At 73.4% G+C, this 16,352-nt stretch carries 10 protein-coding genes; 2 read left to right on the forward strand and 8 right to left on the reverse strand.

Translation table 11 applies throughout. The features are described 5' to 3' along the window. Window positions 1-26: 26 nt before the first annotated feature. From ACLIN4_RS11830 to proB, 3 genes are all read right to left on the reverse strand, one after another. Window positions 27-1,313 carry a glutamate-5-semialdehyde dehydrogenase gene (locus ACLIN4_RS11830; protein ID WP_107480482.1) on the reverse strand — a complete coding sequence of 429 codons (1,287 nt, stop codon included), beginning with the start codon at window positions 1,311-1,313 and terminating at the stop codon, window positions 27-29. Between the two features lie 361 nt (window positions 1,314-1,674). After that, window positions 1,675-2,151 (reverse strand): hypothetical protein, encoded by a 477-nt coding sequence (locus ACLIN4_RS11835; RefSeq protein ID WP_100048516.1) that lies wholly within the window; start codon window positions 2,149-2,151, stop codon window positions 1,675-1,677. 145 nt (window positions 2,152-2,296) lie between these two features. Beyond that, a complete protein-coding gene (proB, locus tag ACLIN4_RS11840; protein ID WP_179342731.1) occupies window positions 2,297-3,403 on the reverse strand; it encodes a glutamate 5-kinase in 1,107 nt (368 codons plus the stop codon). A gap of 405 nt (window positions 3,404-3,808) precedes the next feature. Between proB and ACLIN4_RS11845 the strand changes: the two genes are divergently transcribed. Further along, complete coding sequence (locus tag ACLIN4_RS11845) at window positions 3,809-5,845, forward strand: hypothetical protein (RefSeq protein ID WP_411575755.1); 2,037 nt, start codon at window positions 3,809-3,811, stop codon at window positions 5,843-5,845. 175 nt (window positions 5,846-6,020) lie between these two features. Then, window positions 6,021-8,261 (forward strand): bifunctional glycosyltransferase/CDP-glycerol:glycerophosphate glycerophosphotransferase, encoded by a 2,241-nt coding sequence (locus ACLIN4_RS11850; protein ID WP_107479945.1) that lies wholly within the window; start codon window positions 6,021-6,023, stop codon window positions 8,259-8,261. A gap of 121 nt (window positions 8,262-8,382) precedes the next feature. Here ACLIN4_RS11850 and obgE read toward each other — a convergent pair whose 3' ends face one another. The 5 genes from obgE to ACLIN4_RS11875 form a co-directional block, all read right to left on the reverse strand. Next, on the reverse strand, window positions 8,383-9,819 hold the full coding sequence (gene obgE, locus ACLIN4_RS11855) for a GTPase ObgE (RefSeq protein WP_107479946.1): 1,437 nt from the start codon (window positions 9,817-9,819) through the stop codon (window positions 8,383-8,385). 112 nt (window positions 9,820-9,931) lie between these two features. Then, the gene (rpmA, locus tag ACLIN4_RS11860; protein ID WP_003976205.1) at window positions 9,932-10,186 is read right to left on the reverse strand and encodes a 50S ribosomal protein L27; all 255 of its coding nucleotides are present in this window, start codon (window positions 10,184-10,186) and stop codon (window positions 9,932-9,934) included. A gap of 14 nt (window positions 10,187-10,200) precedes the next feature. Further along, window positions 10,201-10,521 (reverse strand): 50S ribosomal protein L21, encoded by a 321-nt coding sequence (gene rplU / locus ACLIN4_RS11865; RefSeq protein ID WP_004931419.1) that lies wholly within the window; start codon window positions 10,519-10,521, stop codon window positions 10,201-10,203. A 203-nt stretch (window positions 10,522-10,724) separates the two neighbouring features. Continuing rightward, a complete protein-coding gene (locus ACLIN4_RS11870) occupies window positions 10,725-11,786 on the reverse strand; it encodes an iron-containing alcohol dehydrogenase family protein (protein WP_179342730.1) in 1,062 nt (353 codons plus the stop codon). A gap of 168 nt (window positions 11,787-11,954) precedes the next feature. Continuing rightward, window positions 11,955-16,091 (reverse strand): ribonuclease E/G, encoded by a 4,137-nt coding sequence (locus tag ACLIN4_RS11875; RefSeq protein WP_411575756.1) that lies wholly within the window; start codon window positions 16,089-16,091, stop codon window positions 11,955-11,957. Window positions 16,092-16,352 lie beyond the last annotated feature (261 nt).

Here is a 16,352-nt window from a genome sequence, read left to right on the forward strand (position 1 = left end):
GTGCGCCGCGGGCGCGGGGCCGGCCGTCAGCGCCGCACGTGCCCGTCGCCGGTGACGATGTACTTGGTGCTGGTCAGCTCCGGCAGCCCCATCGGCCCGCGGGCGTGCAGCTTCTGCGTGGAGATGCCGATCTCGGCGCCGAAGCCGAACTGGCCGCCGTCGGTGAAGCGGGTGGAGGCGTTCACGGCGACGGTGGTGGAGTCGACCAGCTGGGTGAAGCGGCGGGCGGCCTGCTGCGAGGTCGTCACGATCGCCTCGGTGTGGCCGGAGGTCCACAACCGGATGTGCTCGACGGCCTTGTCGAGGGAGTCGACGACGGCCGCGGCGATGTCGTACGACAGGTACTCCGTCTCCCAGTCCTCCGGCGTGGCCTCGACGGCGGTCGCCTTCGAGTCCTTGGCGTACGCCATGACCCGCTCGTCGGCGTGCACGGTGACGCCGGCCTCGGCGAGGGCGTCCAGCGCGCGGGGCAGGAACTCGGCGGCGATGTCCTGGTGGACCAGCAGGGTCTCGGCGGCGTTGCAGACGCTGACCCGCTGGGCCTTGGAGTTGATGAGGATGTCGACGGCCGTGTCGAGGTCGGCCTGCGCGTCGACGTAGACGTGGCAGTTGCCGGTGCCGGTCTCGATGACGGGGACGGTGGACTCCTGGACGACGGTGTTGATCAGCGAGGCGCCGCCGCGCGGGATGAGCACGTCGACCAGGCCGCGGGCCCGCATCAGCTCGCGCACGCTCTCCCGGCTCTCGCCGGGCACCAGCTGCACGGCGTCGGCGGGCAGGCCGGCCCCGCCCACGGCGTCGCGGACGACCCGGACCAGGGCGGTGTTGGACCGGTAGGCGGAGGAGGAGCCGCGCAGGAGCACCGCGTTGCCGGACTTCAGGCACAGGGCGGCGGCGTCGACGGTGACGTTGGGCCGGCCCTCGTAGATGATGCCGACCACGCCGAGCGGCACGCGGACCTGGCGCAGGTCGATGCCGTTGGGGAGGGTGTTGCCGCGCACGACCTCGCCCACCGGGTCGGGCAGGGCGACGACGTCGCGCACGTCGGAGGCGATGGCGCGGACCCGCTCCGGGGTGAGCGTGAGCCGGTCGACGATGGCCTCGCTGGTCCCGGCGGCGCGGGCCTTGGCCACGTCCTGGGCGTTGGCCTCGACGATCTCGCTGGTACGGACCTCCAGCGCGTCCGCGACGGCGAGCAGCGCGTCGTCCTTGGCGGCCCGCGGCAGCGGCGCGAGGTCGGCCGCGGCGGCCTTGGCCCGGTAGGCGGCCCGGGTGACCGGGGACATCGAGTCGTACGGCGAGAGCGTGGTCATGGGGGAAGCGTAGTAGGCCGGACGGGTCGTCCACCGGTCGTCCCGAACCGCGAGACATGCGCCGGACGGGGTGAAAAGGGACGGTCGGGGCCGGCGGCCGTGTTCCCGTCGCCCCCCTGGGGAGGCGGGCCGGCCGCGGGTGGCGCCGGGGGCTCCTCGCGCGAGCGCGTGCCGGCCGCGGGGAGTGTACGTCCCCGCCGCGGCGAGTGCCCTCTGCGGACCCGCACCGCGACCACGACCGGGAGCGGGGCGTCCAGGCGCACAACGCGCCGAGCGACCCGGCGAACCCCGCGCCGCGCTCCGGGGCACGAGCGCGTGCCGGGCGTCATCGGGCGGGCGGGGGCCCGGGGCGAGGCCCCGGCTAGAACGGGTGCACCCCGACCGGTGTCGCCGGGGCCGGTCCGTACCCGGCGGCGATGCGCTGGTGGTAGGTCACCCGGTCGATGACCTCCAGACCGACGATCTCCCAGGGCGGCAGTCCCGCGGTCTGCCGGTGCTCTCCCCACAGGCGCAGGGCGACGGCGGCGGCGTCGTGCAGGTCGCGGGCCTCCTCCCAGTACCGGATCTCGGCGTGGTCGTCGGCGTAGCGGCTGGTCAGCAGGAACGGGTGGTCGTGGGCGAGCTGTTCCAGGGCGCGGCGGACCTCGGGCAGCGGGGCGCGGGCGCCGGAGACGCTGAGCGTGACGTGCCACAGGCGCGGGGTGTGCTCGGGTTCCTCGCCCCGGAACCGGTCGCCGGCCGCGACGCTGGTCAGGGGGCGTTCCTCACCGGCCGCGCGGGACGCCTTGCGGGCGCCGCCGCCCGGGCGGGCGCGGGACGCCGCCGTTCCAGGGCGCACTCCGCTCACGACGGCCTCCTCCACGCACACTGCTGAGCCCGGTGGTCGGCCGGGCCTGTCCCTGAAGGAAAGTTGAGCAGGCCCCGCAAGATCGCGGGGCGGTTTTGCGGAACGTACACCGCCGATTCGGGGACGTTTCGACCCATTACGGGTGCAGGATCACCAGATCGTCCCTGTGTACGACCTCGCGTTCGTACGCCGGTCCGAGTTCGCGCGCCAGGTCCCGGGTGGAGCGGCCGAGCAGCCGGGGAAGCTCCTTGGCGTCGAAGCTGACGAGTCCCCGGGCGACCGCGCGGCCCTTCCCGTCCCGCAGCTCGACGGGCTCGCCCGCGGCGAACTCGCCCTCGACGCCGGCGATCCCGGCCGGCAGCAGCGACTTGCGGCCCTCGACGACCGCGCGCACCGCCCCGTCGTCGAGGACGAGCGCCCCCTGCGGGGTCGAGGCGTGCTGGAGCCACAGCAGCCGGTCGGCGGAGCGTTTGCCGGTGGCGTGGAAGTAGGTGCCGGTGTCGCCGCCGGCCAGGGCGTCGGCCGCGTGCACGGCGCTGGTCAGCACCACGGGGATGCCGGCGGCGGCGGCGATCCGGGCCGCCTCGACCTTGGTGACCATGCCGCCGGTGCCGACGCCCGCCTTGCCCGCGCTGCCGATCTCGATGTCCGCGAGGTCGGCCGGTGCGCGCACCTCGGCGATCCGCGAGGTGTCGGGCCGGCTCGGGTCGCCGTCGTAGACGCCGTCCACGTCGGACAGCAGCACCAGCAGGTCGGCGTGGACCAGGTGGGCGACGAGGGCGGCGAGGCGGTCGTTGTCGCCGAAGCGGATCTCGTCGGTGGCGACGGTGTCGTTCTCGTTGACGATCGGGAAGGCGCCCATCGCCAGCAGCTTGTCCAGGGTGCGGGAGGCGTTGCGGTGGTGGGCGCGGCGGCTCATGTCGTCGCTGGTCAGCAGCACCTGGCCGACGCGGACGCCGTAGCGGGCGAAGGACGCGGTGTAGCGGGCGACCAGCAGGCCCTGTCCGACGCTGGCGGCGGCCTGCTGGCGGGCCAGGTCCCTCGGGCGGCGGCGCAGGCCCAGCGGGGCGAGACCGGCGGCGATGGCACCGGAGGAGACGAGGACGATCTCCCTCTCCCCGCCGCTGCGTACTTTCGCGAGGACGTCGACGAGCGCGTCGACCCGGTCGGCGTCCAGACCGCCCGCCGCGGTGGTCAGCGAGGACGAACCGACCTTGACGACGATCCTGCGGGCCTCGCCCACGGCCTGCCTTGCCCCAGCCACTGTTGCCGCCCGTCCTTCCCCGTCGACGCGCGCCCGCCCGGGCGCCCACCAGGAAATCTACGCGACGCGGAGCGCGCCCCGCGTCGCCGTCCAGGCTGCGGACGGGACGGCCTGCCGGCTCCGCGCCGGGGGCCGGGACAACACGTGCGTGTCGTCCGGAGGTCGCCGTGCGTTAACCCGTATGTCCGATGCGCGACGAGCAAGCCTGGAGCGACCGCAGTGCCCCTATCCCTGCCCCGCCGCGGACTTCCCCGCCGTGCCCCCCGTTCCGGTCCTTCGCGCCTCGGCCCCGGCCGCCCCGGTCCTTCGCGCCTCGGCTCCGGCCGCCCCGGGCGTCCGCGCCTCCGGGTCCCCGGCCTCGCCCTCCTGCGTCGCCGGACAGCCGTGAAGCTGCTCGTCCTCGGCGTGCTGGCCACCGCCTCGGCGGCGCAGGCCGTGGGGGCGCTGCTGCCGCACGTGCCGTTGCTGCTCGCCGCGACCGCCGGTTCGCTGGCCGCCGAGGGGGTGCTGTACCGCTGGCAGCGGGGCATGGTGTCGCTGTTCGCCAAGTCGCACGCCGACGTCACGGTGCGGCACGTGCTGCGGGACCTGCTGCTCGTGGTCGGCCTGCTGCGGCTCGGCGAGCAGCACCGGGAGCCCGCGTACGCCCCGCTCGTCGCCGCCCTGCTCGTCTTCTACGGGCTGCACTGGGCGATCCAGGCGGTCTCGGTGCTGGTCCGGCGCACCCGGACGCTGCCCGTGGTGACCCGGAACATCGACGCCTCCGCGCTGCGCCTGACCCCCGCCCCGCCCGCGCTGCTGCGCCGCCCCGGTCACCGCCTGGCGGTCCTGGGGCTGCCCGCCACCGCCGGGCTGCTGGTGACGACGGCCACCGACGCGCCGGTGTACGGGGCGGCGGGCCTCGCGCTGTCGCTGGCGGTGTCGCTGGCAGGCCTCGGCGCGCTGCTGCTGCGGCTGCTGCCGGGGCGCCGGCCGGCGGGCGAGCGGGAGGTCCTGGACTGGTTCGACGGCTGGCTGGCGGAGTACCGGCCGACCGTCGGCCTGTACTTCTCGGGCGGGGCGTCCTCGGCGTACCAGGCCAACATGTGGCTGGAGCCGCTGGCGCGGCTGGACGGCCGGCCGGTGATCATCCTGCGGGAGCGGCACATGGTGCAGCGGATCGCGGCGACCGACATCCCCGTGGTGTGCCTGCCGAAGGTCTCCACGCTGATGCGCCTGGAGCAGTCCACCCTCCGCGTCCTCCTGCACCCCTCCAACTCGGGCAAGACCTCGCAGGTCCTGCGCATCCCCACGATCAAGCACGCCTTCGTCAACCACGGGGAGAGCGACAAGCTGTCCTCCTGCAACCCGTACGCGAAGGCCTACGACGAGGTGTGGGTGGCCGGTCCGGCGGCGCGCGAGCGGTATGCGCTGGCGGAGGTCGGCGTCGAGGACAAGGACGTGGTGGAGATCGGCCGCCCGCAGCTGGACGCCGTACGGCCGTACGCGGGGCCGCCCGCGCCCGGCGCGTACACGACGGTGCTGTACGCGCCGACCTGGGAGGGCTGGGACGGCAACCCCGGCAACACGTCGGTGATCGAGGCCGGGGAGAACCTCGTACGGGCGCTGCTCGCCGACCCGGGCGTACGGCTGCTGTACAAGCCGCACCCGCTGACGGGGTCGGTGGACCCGCGGGCCCGGGCCGCCGATCTGCGCATCCGGGAGCTGGTGCGGGCCGCGAACCGGGAGCGGAGCGGGCCCCGGCCGGACGCGTCGGCGGCGGGTGAGCTGGCCCGCCGGACGACGGAGCTGGACCGGCTCACGACCGCCGGATTCCGCTCGGCCGCCGACCAGGCGGAACGGATGCTGCGGCAGCCCGCGCCGGAGCCCGGACGGGCCGCGGCGGTGGCGGGGGCGGCGGACGCCTGGGAGGAGGCGTACTGGGCCTCGCTGCCCGAGTGGGAGCACCAGGTCGTCACGGACGCCCGGCCGGCCCTGTACTCCTGCTTCAACCGGGCCGACCTGCTGATCAGCGATGTGTCGAGTGTCATCAGCGACTTCCTGGCGAGCGGCAAGCCGTACGCGGTGGCCAACACCAGCGGGCTGGCCGAGGACGGGTTCCGCAAGACGTTCCCGACGGTGGCGGCGGCGACCGTGCTGACGCCGGACGCGGCCGGGGTGCCCGCGCTGCTGGACGCGGTCCGGCATCCCGAGCGCGACGGACGGGCGGCGGAGCGCGCCGCGCTGGCCCGGCGGCTGCTGGGCCCGGCCGAGCCACCGTCCCAGGAGCGTTTCGCCGGGGCCGTACGGGCGCTGTGCGCGGCGGCCGGCGAGCACCGGGCGCGGATGGCGGGGCGGCTCGCGACGGAACTGGCCCTGCCCGGCCCGCGGCAGCAGTCATCCGGCGCTCTGCCCGCCGCCGTTCCGGAGCGGCCAGTGTGAACCGTGCACAACTTGTGTGCGCACCTCAAGATATGTGTGAATCCTCAAAAGGCAATCCGACCGAAACGAAGCGTAGACCCACATGGTGGGCATTACGCTTGGCGGCACGTCACAGAATGGCCCGCTACGGTATCTCGAAACCCCCACCAGCCCCCGTTGGAACAGGTTGCAAAGGATGCCCAGGCTTTCCCTCATCATCCCCGTGCACAAGGTGCAGGCATACCTGCCCGAGTGCCTCGATTCCGTGCTCGGGCAGGACTACGCGGACTTCGAGGTCATCGCGGTCGACGACTGCTCGCCGGACGGCTCCGGAGCCATCCTGGACGAGTACGCGGCACGTGACGCGCGACTCGAGGTGATTCACCTCACGGAGAACGTGGGGTTGGGACGGGCGCGGAACGCGGGCCTGGAAAAGGCACAGGGCGACTACGTGCTGTTCCTCGACAGTGACGACACGTTGTCGGCCGGCGCGCTGACCGCGATATCCGACCGTCTCGACGCGACGGACGACCCCGAGATACTCATCTACGACTACGCCCGCACCTACTGGGACGGCAAGGTCAGGCGCAATCAGCTGGCGGACCTGCTGGCGAACGACGGACCGGACGTCATCTCCCTCCGCGACCGTCCGGAGCTGCTGGACCTGCTCCAGATCGTGTGGAACAAGGCATACCGGCGCGACTTCATCGCCCGCACCGGGCTCACCTTCCCGCCCGGGTACTACGAAGACACCCCCTGGACGTTCTGCTCCCTGATCAGTGCCGAACAGATCACCCTGCTGGACCGCGTCTGCGTGTACTACCGGCAGCGCCGTGAGGGCGGCAACATCCTCAAGACGGTCAGCCGCAAGCACTTCGACGTGTTCGACCAGTACCGCCGCGTCTTCGACTACCTCGACGAGCACGAGGAACTGGACGTGTGGCGCGGCCCGTTGTTCCGCAAGATGGTCCACCACTACCTGACCGTGCTGGAGAACCCGGGCCGTCTGCCGCAGAAGGCGCGGGCGGAGTTCTTCCACCGCGCATCGGCCGACTACCGCGCCCGCGTGCCCGAGGGCTTCACCCGGCCGGACGGCAGCGAGGGCCACAAGTACGCCATGCTGGAGCGTGGCGCGTACCACACCATGGCCGGCGCGACGCGCGCCGTGCGGCTTCGCCAGCGGCTCAAGAAGCGCGCCCGCTATGTCGTGAACCAGTCCAAGCGCCGTGCCATGCGGGCCTTCTACCGCTCCCAGCTGAGAATGCCGCTCGACGAGAACCTCGCGGTGTTCTCCGCCTACTGGCACCGCAGCGTCTCCTGCAACCCCGCGGCGATCGACGCGGAACTGGCCCGGCTCGCTCCACATGTCCGCCGGGTGTGGGCCGTCCGGCCGGACGCGGTGGACCAGGTGCCCGCGGGGACGGACTACGTGCGCTTGGGCTCACGTGAGTTCTGGGCGGCAGTGGCGCGCGCCAAGTACCTGGTCAACAACGTGAACTTCGGGGACGCCGTGGTGAAGCGGGAAGGCCAGATCCACGTGCAGACCCACCACGGCACTCCGCTGAAGACCATGGGGCTGGACCAGCGGAAGTACCCGGCGTCCACCAGAATGAGTTTCTCCAAGCTCCTCAAGCGCTGCGACCGCTGGGACTACAGCATCAGCTCCAACCGCTTCTCGACGTTGGTGTGGGAACGGGTCTACCCCTGCTCCTACACCACGCTGGAGACGGGCTACCCGCGCAACGACGCCCTCGTCAACGCCGACGCCGAGGACGTGCGCAGGGCGCGTGCGTCGCTGGGGCTGGCCGACGGCGCGAAGGCGTTCCTGTACATGCCCACCCACCGCGAGTACCAGCCTGACTTCACTCCGCCGCTGGACCTCACCAGGCTCGCCGACGAGGTCGGCCCCGACGTGACCATCCTGCTGCGCGGCCACTACTTCTACGGCAATTCGGCCCACGCCCAGGAGCTGCGCAGCGCGGGCCGGATCGTCGACGTCTCCGGGCACCCCTCGGTGGAGGAGCTGTACCTCGCCGCGGACGCCCTGATCACGGACTACTCCTCGGCGATGTTCGACTACGCCGTGCTGGACCGTCCGATCATCAGCTACATCCCCGACTGGGAGACCTACTCCGCGGTGCGCGGCACCTACTTCGACCTGCTCCAGGAGCCGCCCGGCGCGGTGGCGACCACGCAGGAGGAACTGCTGCGGCTCCTCGTCACGGGCGAGTACGACAGCCCGGAGACCACCGAGCACCGGGACGCCTTCCGTCGGCGCTTCTGTGAATTCGACGACGGACACGCGGCCGAGCGGGTCGTACGACGCGTCTTCCTCGGTGAAGAGGGCCTGCTGCCCGTCGTTCCGTTCGACGAACGCCGTCCTGCCCCGTCCCCCGCCCAGGCGCTCGAACCTGTCGACCGGGTCGAGCGGGTCTGACCCCGGAGGACCGCTCTCCGCCGACCTGCTCCTACGCGCGAGGTCGGCGCCCTCTCAGGAAACACGTTCACGGCCGGCCGTCGCCGGCCGTGCACGTGTCGGCCCAGGGCCGGAGAAGGGATCAGAACGGCTCGAAGCCGTCGAACTCCCGCTGCGCCTCGTCCCGTTCGGCGTCCCGGTCCCGGCGCCGCTGGGCGGCGGGGCGGGCCTCCTCGAGGCGGTGGTCCTCACCGCGGCGCCCGAGCATCTCGGCGCCGGCCGACACGGACGGCTCCCAGTCGAAGACGACCGCGTTGTCCTCGGGGCCGATGGCCACGCCGTCGCCGCCCCGGGCGCCGGCCTTCATCAGCTCGTCCTCGACACCGAGGCGGTTGAGCCGGTCGGCGAGGTAGCCGACGGCCTCGTCGTTGTTGAAGTCGGTCTGGCGGACCCAGCGTTCGGGCTTCTCGCCCCGCACGCGGAACAGACCGTCCTCCTCGCGGGTGACGGTGAAGCCCGCGTCGTCCACGGCCTTGGGCCGGATGACGATCCGCGTGGCCTCCTCCTTCGGGCGGGCGGCACGGGCCTTGGCCACCAGCTCGGCCAGGGCGAACGACAGCTCCTTCAGGCCCGTGTGGGCCACGGCCGACACCTCGAAGACGCGGTAGCCGCGCTCCTCCAGGTCCGGGCGGACCATCTCGGCGAGGTCCTTGCCGTCGGGCACGTCGATCTTGTTCAGGACGACGATGCGGGGCCGGTTGTCCAGGCCGCCGTACTCGCGCAGCTCCGCCTCGATGATGTCCAGGTCGGAGACCGGGTCGCGGTCGGACTCCAGCGTCGCCGTGTCCAGGACGTGCACCAGCACGCTGCACCGCTCCACGTGCCGCAGGAACTCCAGACCGAGGCCCTTGCCCTGGCTCGCGCCCGGGATGAGGCCGGGGACGTCGGCGATGGTGTAGACGGTCTCGCCGGCCGTCACCACGCCGAGGTTGGGGACGAGCGTCGTGAAGGGGTAGTCGGCGATCTTCGGCTTGGCCGCGCTCAGTACGGAGATCAGCGAGGACTTGCCCGCGCTCGGGTAGCCGACCAGCGCCACGTCGGCGACGGTCTTCAGCTCCAGGACGACGTCCCCGAGGTCCCCCGGCTCGCCGAGCAGCGCGAAGCCCGGGGCCTTGCGGCGGGCGGAGGCGAGGGCCGCGTTGCCGAGGCCGCCCCGGCCGCCCTGCGCGGCGACGAAGGACGTGCCGTGCCCGACCAGGTCGGCCAGCACGTTGCCCGCCTTGTCGAGGACCACGGTGCCGTCGGGCACGGCGAGGACCAGGTCCTGGCCGTCCTTGCCGGAACGGTTGCCGCCCTCACCGGGCTTGCCGTTGGTGGCCTTGCGGTGCGGGGAGTGGTGGTACTCGAGCAGCGTGGTCACCGACTGGTCGACCGTGAGGATCACGTCGCCGCCCCGGCCGCCGTTGCCACCGTCCGGGCCGCCGAGCGGCTTGAACTTCTCACGGTGGACGGAGGCACAGCCGTGGCCTCCGTTACCCGCGGCGACGTGCAGTTCGACGCGGTCCACGAAGGTGGTCATGGGATGTGCCTCCAGTTACTGCCTACTACAGGGGATGTCTCTTGGGGTAACACGCGAAAGGCGGACCCGCTTCCCCTCGGGGAAGTGAGGCCCGCCTCGCGAAAGTGTCCGGTCAGGCGACCGGAACGATGTTCACGACCTTGCGGCCACGGTGGGTGCCGAACTGCACCGCACCGGCCTGCAGGGCGAACAGCGTGTCGTCGCCGCCACGGCCGACGCCGGCGCCCGGGTGGAAGTGGGTGCCGCGCTGGCGGACCAGGATCTCACCAGCGTTGACGGCCTGACCGCCGAAGCGCTTCACGCCGAGCCGCTGGGCATTGGAGTCGCGACCGTTCCGGGTGGACGATGCGCCCTTCTTGTGTGCCATGTCTCCTCAGTCCCTTACTTCGCAGCCGCGGGGATCTCAGTGACCTTGATCGCCGTGTACTGCTGGCGGTGGCCCTGACGGCGGCGGTAGCCGGTCTTGTTCTTGTAGCGCAGAATGTCGATCTTCTGGCCCTTGTGGTGGTCCACGACCTCGGCCTGGACCTTGATGCCGGCCAGCACCCACGGGTCGCTGGTCACAGCGTCGCCGTCGACAACGAGCAGGGTCGAGAGCTCGACCGTGTCGCCGACCTTGGCGGTGGAAATCTTGTCAACCTCAACGATGTCGCCGACAGCAACCTTGTGCTGGCGACCACCGCTGCGCACGATGGCGTACACGCGGATCTCACTCTCTCGCTCGGGAACGGCACCCCCGCAGTCCAGCCGCCCCGCGACATGCGCGAGCGGCCTCTCCCGGCCCGGGCCCACGAGGGTCCGCATCCGGAAGGAATGAGGTTTACGGGGATGTGACGTGTCAGTCGACACGCCGACGGTCAAGATTACGGGGCCGCACGACAGGGGTCAAACCGGGCCCCGCTGCCTCAGTCGGCCACCGACGCGACGTACTGGGCGTACGCCTCCTTGGTCCGCTCCGGCGACAGGTCGAGGTGCTCCAGGACCGTGTACCGGCCGGGCCGGGTCTGCGGCGCGAACTCCACGGCCCGTACGAACTCGTCGTCCCCGAACCCGATCTCCTCGGCCACCACCGGCAGCCCGTGCCGGCGCAGCGTCCGGGCCATCAGCAGGGAGCCCTCGTGGTCGCCCCGCAGGAACGTCGCGAAGGCCGCGCCGATGCCCACCTGCTCGCCGTGGCTCGCCGCGCGCCTGGGGTACAGCAGGTCGAGGGCGTGGCTGATCTCGTGGCAGGCGCCGGACGAGGGGCGGGTGTGCCCGGCGATCGACATGGCGATGCCGGACAGCACCAGGCCCTCGGTCAGCACGGTCAGGAACGCGTCGTCGCCGCAGCCGCCGGGATGGCGCAGCACCGCCTCGCCGGCCTGCCGGGCGAGGGCGGCGGCGAGACCGTCGACCTTCTCGCCGTTGACCCGGTGCGCCAGCTCCCAGTCGGCGACCGCCGAGATGTTGGAGACGGCGTCGCCGATCCCGGACCGTACGAAGCGGATCGGCGCCTCCCGGATCACCGCGAGGTCGACGACGAGCGCGATGGGCGTCGGCACGCCGTACGAACCGCGGCCCGCGTCGTTGTCCAGTATCGACACCGGGGAGCAGATGCCGTCGTGGGAGAGGTTGGTGGCCACGGCGACCATGGGCAGGCCCACCCGGGCCGCCGCGAACTTGGCGCAGTCGATGACCTTGCCGCCGCCGAGGCCGACCACCGCGTCGTAGCGGCCCGACTTCATCCCGTCGGCCAGCCGCACGGCGTCGTCGATCGTGCCGCCGCCGACCTCGAACCAGTCGGCGCCGGGCAGGGACGGCTCCAGTCTCCGGCGCAGCCGCGCCCCCGAACCGTCGCTGACGGCCACGGCGAGCCGCCCGGACCGGGAGATCCGCTCGTCCGCCAGGACGTCGGCGAGGTCGTCGAGTGCGCCCGGCCGGATGTCCACGGCGAGCGGCGAGGGAATGAGCCTCGTCAGTACCGGCACGTGATCTTCTCTCCTCACGGGGGCGGATCGGTGACTGTCCGGTGATGATGCGCACGGGCACGTCCGGGGAAACGTGTGGTCCTGTCCGAACGGATTCCGAACGGACAGGACCACACGTTTTGCGACAGGTGCCCGATCAGGCAGGTGCCTGACCGGACGGGTGCCGGATCAGCCCTCGTCGGTGGCGGCCGTGACCGAGGACGGGCTCTGCTGAGCGGCCGCCGCGGTCTTCTTCGACGCCGTCTTCTTGGCCGTGGTCTTCGCCGTGGCCTTCTTGGCGGTCGTCGTCTTGGCCGCCTTCTTGGCGGTGGCCTTCTTGGCGGTCGTCGCCTTCTTGGTCGCCGTCTTCTTGGTGGCGGCCTTCTTCGCCGTCGCCTTCTTGGCCGTCTTGCGGGCCGCCGCCTTCTTGGCCGGGGCGGCCTCGTCGCCGGTCTCCGCGCCTTCGGCGGCCGTGGCCTGCTCGGCCGCCTCCGGTGCCGGGGCCGACGGGACGACCACGACGGCCGTCTCCTCGGGCGCGGTCGGCGCGGTGGCCTTGCGCACGGCGCGCCGGCGCGGGCGGGCCGGTGCGGCGCTCTCGACGGGCGCAGCGGGCTGCTCGGCCGGCTCCTGGGCCACCGGGGCCTCAGGTGCCGTCTCGGCGGGGGCCTGCGGCCGCTCGGCCGGCGCGGCCTCGGGGACCGTCACGACGGCGGCCTGCGAACCCGCGGGCGAACCGGCCGGTGCGGACACCTTCCGGGTGGCCCGGCGGCGGGTGCGGCCCTTGGGCGCGGCCTCCTCGGCGGTCGGGGCCTCGGGGGCGGGCGCGCCGGAGACGGCGTCCTCGACGGCCGCGGGCTCGGCCAGCACCTCGGCGGCGGACTCCCGCACCACGGGACGCTCGGCCTCCTCGGCGGCCGTGACGTCCTGCGCGGTGGGCGCCTGGACGGCGGCCGGGCTCTCGCCCTTCGCGCCCTTCGGGGCGCCCGCCGGGGCCGACGCCCGCCGGCTGGTGCGGCGCCGGCCACGGCCGCGCGAGGCGGCGGCCTCGGCCTCGGCGGCGCTGCTGTACAGCTCCTCGTCCGGGGTGAACTCGGGCGCCGGGAGGGCGACCGGCTCGGCCACCTCGGCGGCGACCTCGGCCTCGGACTCGGTGTCCGCCTCCTGCTCCGCCGTCGGACCGGTCTCCACGCCGGCCACGGCCTCGTGCTCGTGCGGCTGGTCCGCGCCGGCCCGGGCCCGCTTGCGGCGCTTGCCGCCACCGCCGCCGGCGGCTGCCGTCGGCTGGTCGAGGTGGACGATGACACCCCGGCCGTTGCAGTGGACGCAGGTCTCCGAGAACGACTCCAGCAGACCCTGGCCGACCCGCTTGCGGGTCATCTGGACCAGACCCAGCGAGGTCACCTCGGCGACCTGGTGCTTGGTCCGGTCCCGGCCCAGGCACTCCAGCAGGCGCCGCAGCACCAGGTCCCGGTTGGACTCCAGCACCATGTCGATGAAGTCGATGACGATGATGCCGCCGAGGTCGCGCAGCCTGAGCTGGCGCACGATCTCCTCGGCCGCCTCCAGGTTGTTCCTGGTGACCGTCTCCTCGAGGTTGCCGCCCTGACCGGTGAACTTGCCGGTGTTGACGTCGATGACGACCATCGCCTCGGTCCGGTCGATCACCAGCGAACCGCCGCTGGGCAGCCAGACCTTGCGGTCCAGCGCCTTGGCGAGCTGCTCGTCGATCCGGTACGTGGCGAAGACGTCGACCTCGCTCGTCCACTTGGACAGCCGCTCGGCCAGGTCCGGCGCCACGTGCGACACGTAGCCGTGGATGGTCTGCCAGGCGTCGTCGCCGCTGACGACGACCTTGGAGAAGTCCTCGTTGAAGATGTCCCGCACGACCCGGACGGTCATGTCCGGCTCGCCGTACAGCAGCGTGGGCGCGCCGGAGCCGCCGCCCTTGGCCTTCTTCTGGATCTCCTCCCACTGCCCCTGGAGCCGCTCGACGTCGCGGCGCAGCTCCTCCTCGCTGGCGCCCTCGGCGGCGGTGCGCACGATGACGCCCGCGTCCTCGGGGACGATCTTCTTAAGGATGGTCTTGAGGCGGGAGCGCTCGGTGTCGGGCAGCTTGCGGCTGATGCCGGTCATCGAGCCCTCGGGCACGTAGACCAGGTAGCGGCCGGGCAGCGAGACCTGGCTGGTCAGGCGGGCGCCCTTGTGACCGATCGGGTCCTTGGTGACCTGCACGAGGACCGACTGGCCGGACTTGAGGGCGGATTCGATGCGACGCGGGCCGTTGGCCATGCCCAGCGCCTCGAAGTTGACCTCACCGGCGTACAGGACGGCGTTGCGGCCCTTGCCGATGTCGATGAAGGCGGCCTCCATGGACGGCAGCACGTTCTGCACCTTGCCGAGGTACACGTTGCCGACGTACGAGGTGGCCTGCTCCTTGTTGACGTAGTGCTCGACGAGCACGCCGTCCTCCAGGACGCCGATCTGGGTGCGCTCGCCGTGCTGGCGGACGACCATGACGCGCTCGACGGCCTCGCGGCGGGCCAGGAACTCGGCCTCGGTGATGATCGGCACCCGGCGGCGGCCCTGCTCGCGGCCCTCGCGGCGGCGCTGCTTCTTGGCCTCCAGACGCGTGGAGCCCTTGATGGACTGCACCTCGTCGGACGGCTCGGGCTTCGGGCGCGGCTCGCGGACCTTGACGACGGTGCGCTCGGGGTCGTCGGAGGACGACTCGGCCTCACCGGAGCCGTCCCCGGCCCGGCGACGGCGGCGACGCCGGCGACGGCTGCTGCTGGAGCCGCCGCTCTCGCCGGAGGACTCGCCGTTCTCCTCGGCGTCCTCCTCCGCCTGCTCGGCGGTGTCCTCGGCGTCCTGCGCGGCCTGCTCGGCGGCGACGTGCTCGGTGTCCTCGGCGCCCTCGCCGTTCTCGCCCTCGGCGGCATCGCCGCGACGGCGGCGACGGCCACCCCGGCGCCTGCGGCGGCGCGAGCCGGACTCCTCGGAGCCCTCGGCGTCGTCGTGGTCCTCGCCCGACTCGTCGGCGTCGCTGTCGGCGTCGGTGTCGGTGTCGGTGTCGGCCCGGTCCTCCGGCTCGTCCTGCACGGCGGGGGCGGTGGCCCGGTCCTCGGCGCTCTCCTCGGCGGCGCCCCGGCGACGACGGCGGCGGCGCGACCCGGCGGACTGCTCCTCCGGGAACTCCTCGGTCTCCTCGACGGCCTGCGCCGGGGCGGCCCCGGCGGCCTCTGCGGCGGCCTCGGCCGCGGCCCGCTCCGGCGTCTGGAACTGGGGCTCGGCGAAGACGGGGGGCTGGAAGACGGCCACGGCCGGACGCGACGGGCGCTTGGGGGCGTCCGCCTCCTCGGAAGCGGCGGCGCTCTGGGCGGGCGCGGCGAAACCGGTGGCGGCCTTGCGGGTGGACCGGCGGCGCGCACGGCGCGGAGCGGCCTCCTCGGCGGGCTCGGCGGGCGCGGCGGGCTCGGCGGTGGTCTCGGGGGCCGGGGCGGCCTCGGCGGCGGGCGCGGTCTCGCTCACGTCGGCGCCCGTCTCGGCGACCGGCTCCGCCGGGGCGGACACGCGCCGCGTGGCACGACGGCGGGAACGACGGGGAGCGGCGTCCTCCGCGGTGTCCTCGGCGGCTTCCGCCTGCGGCGCGGCGACGGGCTCGGCGTCCGTGGCCTCAGCGGCGGGCGCGGTCCCGGCGGCCGGCTCGGCGGGCGAGGTCACCGTGCGCGTGGCACGACGACGGGTACGACGCGGAGCGGCATCCTCGGCGGCCGGCTCGGAAGCGGCTACCTGCTCGGAAGCGGCGGCCGGCTCGGGCTGCGCGGGAGCCTCGGCCGCGGGGGAGGCGGTCTCGGCGGCCGGCTCGGCGGGCGAGGTCACGGTGCGCGTGGCACGACGACGGGTACGACGGGGAGCGGCGTCCTCGGTGGTCCCGGCGACGGGCTCGGGCTGCGCGGGAGCCTCGGTCGCGGGCGACGCGGGAACGACGGTCTCGGCGGCCTCCGCCGAGACCGGGGCCCCGGCGGGCGAGGAGGCGCGGCGCACGGCACGGCGCCGCGGACGGCCCGCGGGCGCGGGCTCGGGTGCCGTCGTCCCGGCGGCCTCGGTCTCCTCGGCCTCGGTCTCCTCGGCCTCGTCGGTCACCGGCGTCACGTCGGCCGGTGCGACGCTCTCCGCCGACGCCTCGGAGGCGCCGGACGGCGGGCCGGCCGGGCGGGAGGCGGCCCTGCGCCGACGGCGCGGCGGCAGGGTGTCGCTGGGGGTGTTCGACTCGGTGTCCGTCGAGGTGGTCGCGGACCCGGTGGGTTCGGTCGGTTCGAGCATGCGGGGGTTTCTCCCGTCAGGCTCCCGGGCGCCGCGCCCGGTCCGGCATCGACAGGTCGACCGCCGGTGACGTCCGCGGCTCGCGCTGGTGCGCGGTCGCCGCCGTCCGGGGCGCGGGCGCCGCTCGGAAGCTCTCGTGTCTTGTCTCGCCGGTTCCGTACCCCTTGTCGTGCACGGCCTGGCGAAAGTCTTGTGGTCGGTGCGCTGCCCGACCCAGGTGGCTCCCGAGTTCGAGGGCGGCGCTACGACGTCCGTCCCTAC

It is taken from the genome of Streptomyces mutabilis, from assembly GCF_046628145.1.
Lineage (GTDB): Bacteria > Actinomycetota > Actinomycetes > Streptomycetales > Streptomycetaceae > Streptomyces > Streptomyces mutabilis.